The organism is Phyllobacterium sp. (genome assembly GCF_037994405.1).
Classification (GTDB): Bacteria; Pseudomonadota; Alphaproteobacteria; order Rhizobiales; family Rhizobiaceae; genus Phyllobacterium.
This window is the reverse complement of record NZ_JBBNAN010000523.1, coordinates 1-3,732: the sequence shown is the minus strand read 5'-3', so window position 1 is coordinate 3,732 and position 3,732 is coordinate 1. Positions and strand designations below refer to the sequence as shown.

Below are 3,732 nucleotides of genomic sequence, written 5' to 3'. Positions count from 1 at the left end.
GCCGCCGGTACTGCTGTTGAGAAATGAAATTCGTCCATTGTTGACATTGGTGAACGACGCACTGCCCGCCGTGCTTGTGCTATCGAATTCCGTGTTGCCGCCATCATTGGTGATATTGGCGCTGCCTGCAGTGTTTCCGTTGACAAAAAATGTATTGCCGCCAGCAGTGTTGATGATGGTGGAGTTGCCGGCCGTGGCGGTATCAATGAATCGCAGCGTGCCCGCATTGTTGGTGATGCTGGCGCTACCCGCGCTGCTACTGCCCTCGAATTGTGTCGCGCCACTTGAGTTGTTGATGATGGTGGCATTCTGAGCAGTCGTCCCGCTGAAAAACCGTGTAAGTCCCCCCGTGCCATTGGTAATGGTCGCACTGCCGGCATTGCTGGCATCTCTGAAAAGTGTCAGGCCGCCCAGATTGGTGATCGTTGCATTCTGGGCCGTGCTGCTATTGATGAAATCAGTCTCGCCACCAATATTATTTGTAATGTTGGCAGTGCCGCCCTGGCTTGTATCCTGAAAGCTGGTGAGGTCGCCTGAGTTATTTGTGATGGTGGCGTTGCCCGCTGAGGTGTTGCCCGTATACGTCGTATTAGCAGGATAAGCGGTTCCAGAAAGCAGGACCGCCGTTAGCGCGGTCGATGCACACAGAGCTTTATGCAGGTTCATACCCAACCTTCCCCCTCGGTGATACCGGGCGCAGCCGGGTCCCCATTCCCCTTCCGCCTTATTCAACGGTATAGCACGTCATTATTAGCGCGAGTCAAAGCTAACTCATAAATACAAATGCTTAGTTTATGGGCATATTGCGGGGTACGTCGTCGTGTTTGACCACCGGTGTTGCGGAATTGATACTCAATCGCAGGTCGAAAGTCGGTCTGACGCTGGCTTCAGAGGAGCAAACTCAGGCCAAGCGCGATGACGACGCCAGCAATGAAAACGCTGCCGTACAAGAGATACGAACGATGGTGCGGCCAAGCATCCTCATCATCGTCATTAAGATCATCGGTCACGTAGCGATCATCTGTCATAGAGCGATCCTTCGTATTCGTTCGCTGCTATAATTAACCCGTAGGCGACCTTCGGGTTCCAAACTTCCTCCCAGGCGCATTCTTCACACGTTTCGGGGGCGATATATTTCGCCATTATGAACCCTTCGCTTCATGGCCTTTTAAGAGATGACAGCATTATAAAAGCTAGCCGCCAATCCTAATCTTAGTTGCCTACCCGTTGTGCGGGCAGTCCAAATGACCAGCAACAACAACGACATGTCCATGAGCTAGGTCGCGCAGAAGCGCAGTAAAATCGACCGCAGGGTTGATGTTCCGTTTTTGCGTGTTCTCACCTAACGCTCCCCGCCCCAGCCACCCTCGAGGAAGCCATGGCCCATTCCATCAAAATCAACGGAACCGCGCACAATGTCGACGTTGACGACGACACCCCTTTGCTGTGGGTGCTGCGCGATGTGCTTGGCATGACCGGCACCAAGTTCGGCTGTGGTGCCGCGTTGTGCGGAGCCTGTACTGTTCACATTGACGGCGTGGCGACACGCTCTTGCGTCACCACCATCGACAGCATCGGCGATAGCGCCGTCACGACGATCGAGGCCATCGGGGAGACGCCGCAAGGCAATGCGCTGCAAAAGGCCTGGCTTGACCTCGAAGTGGTGCAGTGCGGCTATTGCCAATCTGGTCAGGTCATGTCGGCAGCAGCATTACTGACCGCGACGCCGAAGCCAACCGATGCGGATATCGATGGTGCTATGGCCGGCAATGTCTGCCGGTGCGGTACCTATCAGCGCATACGCGCCGCGATCAAACAAGCAGCGGAGGCCTGAGACCATGGATACTCTCAATTTGAATGAGCCGGCTTCGGGCGTGGCCACAACCTCTCGTCGTGCATTCCTGCAGGGCGGTAGTTTGTTTTTGGGCTTTGCATTGCTCGGAGCGAACAGCAAGGCGGTCTTCGCAGCAACGGCTTCGCAAGTGACAGGAGAAGAGATAAAGGCGCCGTTCGAACCGAACGCCTTTATACGCATCGACCCTAAGGGGATGGTAACACTGGTGATGCCTATGGTTGAGATGGGACAGGGCGTTTATACGGCGATGGCCATGCTCCTGGCAGAAGAACTGGAAGTCGATCTTGAACAGGTGCAGCTGCAGCACGCCCCAGCCAATGATGCGCTGTACGCCAATCCGATACTCCAGAATCAGACGACGGGAGCTTCGACCACGATCCGCGCGTTCTGGACGCCGCTGCGCCAGGCCGGTGCGGTTGCCCGCACCCTTTTGGTCGCCGCCGCCGCTAAGAAGTGGGATGTTGATCCGGCAACCTGCCTGGCCCGGAAGGGCGTTGTTTCCGATGCCTCGGGCTCGCTCCATTTCGGCTATGGCGAACTGGTGGAGGCGGCAGCCAATCTGCCAGTGCCGGCCGCCAACAGCGTGAAGCTGAAGGATCCAAAGGATTTCACCCTCATCGGTACTCGTGCCAAACGGCTGGATACGTCCATCAAGGTCGATGGCCGTGCCGCGTTTGGTATAGACGTCAAGGTGCCGGGAATGAAGATCGCAGCGATCGCCATCTCGCCCGTATTTGGCGGCAAGCCGAAAGCAGTGGATGAGGCGGCCGCGCTTGGCGTTAAGGGTGTACACCAGGTGGTCAAGACCGACGAGGCGGTTGCGGTGGTCGCTGATCATATGGGCGCGGCCAAGAAAGGGCTCGAGGCCGCAGCGATCCAATGGGATGACGGCCCAAACGCGACGGTAAGCAGCGCGGACATCATCAAGCAGCTTGACGAAGCGTCAAAGCAGCCGGGCGCGGTCGCGCGCAAAGACGGTGACGTCGAAAAGACGCTTGCCGGTGCGGCGCAACGGATCGATGCTATCTATCAATTGCCGTTTCTCGCGCATGCGACAATGGAGCCGATGAATTGCACCGTGCATGTGCAAAAGGACAGTTGTGACATCTGGGTCGGCACCCAGGTGCCGACGCTTGCTCAGGCTGCAGCCTCCAAGCTGACAGGACTGCCCCTCGACAAGGTGAAGGTGAACAATCATCTCCTCGGAGGTGGTTTTGGCCGGCGGCTCGAAATCGATGGCATCGTCCATGCGGTAAAGGTCGCCATGCAGGTCGACAGTCCGGTCAAGGTCATTTGGAGTCGTGAGGAAGACATCCAGCATGACATGTACCGGCCATATTATTACGACCGGTTGTCGGCAGGACTGGATGCAGACGGCAAACCGGTTGCCTGGACCCATCGTGTCTCCGGCTCGTCGATCGTTGCCCGCTATATCCCGCCGCTCTTCAAGGATGGCCTCGACTTCGATGCGGTGGACGGGGCAGCGCAGCCGCCATACGCTTTGCCAAACATTCACGTCGACTATGTCCGCGTGGAGCCGGCAGGTGTCCCGACTGCGTTCTGGCGTGGCGTTGGCCCGACCCACAACATATTCGTCGTCGAGAGCTTCATGGACGAAGTCGCCCATGCGGCCAAGCAGGATCCCGTTGCCTATCGCAAAGCTCTGCTTGGAGACAATCCACGGGCGCTGGGTGTGCTCACCCTGGCAGCAGAGAAAGCTGGCTGGGGAACGCCGATGCCAGAAGGTCATGGACGTGGGGTATCAGTGCAATTTGCTTTTGGCAGCTATGTATCTCAGGTTGCGGAAGTAGAGGTCGCCGCTGATGGCTCGGTCAAAGTCCATCGCATTGTCTGCGCTGTTGATTGCGGCCTACAGG

Annotated in this window: 3 protein-coding genes and 1 pseudogene; 2 read left to right on the top strand and 2 right to left on the bottom strand. The window is 57.2% G+C overall.

The window, feature by feature from the left end:
* Together AAAC48_RS28915 and AAAC48_RS28910 are read right to left on the bottom strand one after the other, a co-directional pair.
* Positions 1-666, bottom strand: a pseudogene (locus tag AAAC48_RS28915) (hypothetical protein); the annotation flags it as partial.
* Positions 667-887: 221 nt separating this feature from the next.
* Positions 888-1,028 (bottom strand): hypothetical protein, encoded by a 141-nt coding sequence (locus AAAC48_RS28910; protein WP_340657480.1) that lies wholly within the window; start codon positions 1,026-1,028, stop codon positions 888-890.
* A 350-nt stretch (positions 1,029-1,378) separates the two neighbouring features.
* On the opposite strand from AAAC48_RS28910, the gene AAAC48_RS28905 reads away from it, so the two are divergent.
* Both AAAC48_RS28905 and AAAC48_RS28900 read left to right on the top strand, forming a co-directional pair.
* The gene (locus AAAC48_RS28905; protein ID WP_340657479.1) at positions 1,379-1,834 is read left to right on the top strand and encodes a (2Fe-2S)-binding protein; all 456 of its coding nucleotides are present in this window, start codon (positions 1,379-1,381) and stop codon (positions 1,832-1,834) included.
* A 4-nt stretch (positions 1,835-1,838) separates the two neighbouring features.
* On the top strand, positions 1,839-3,732 hold a 1,894-nt coding region (locus AAAC48_RS28900; protein ID WP_340657478.1), incomplete at its 3' end, for a molybdopterin cofactor-binding domain-containing protein.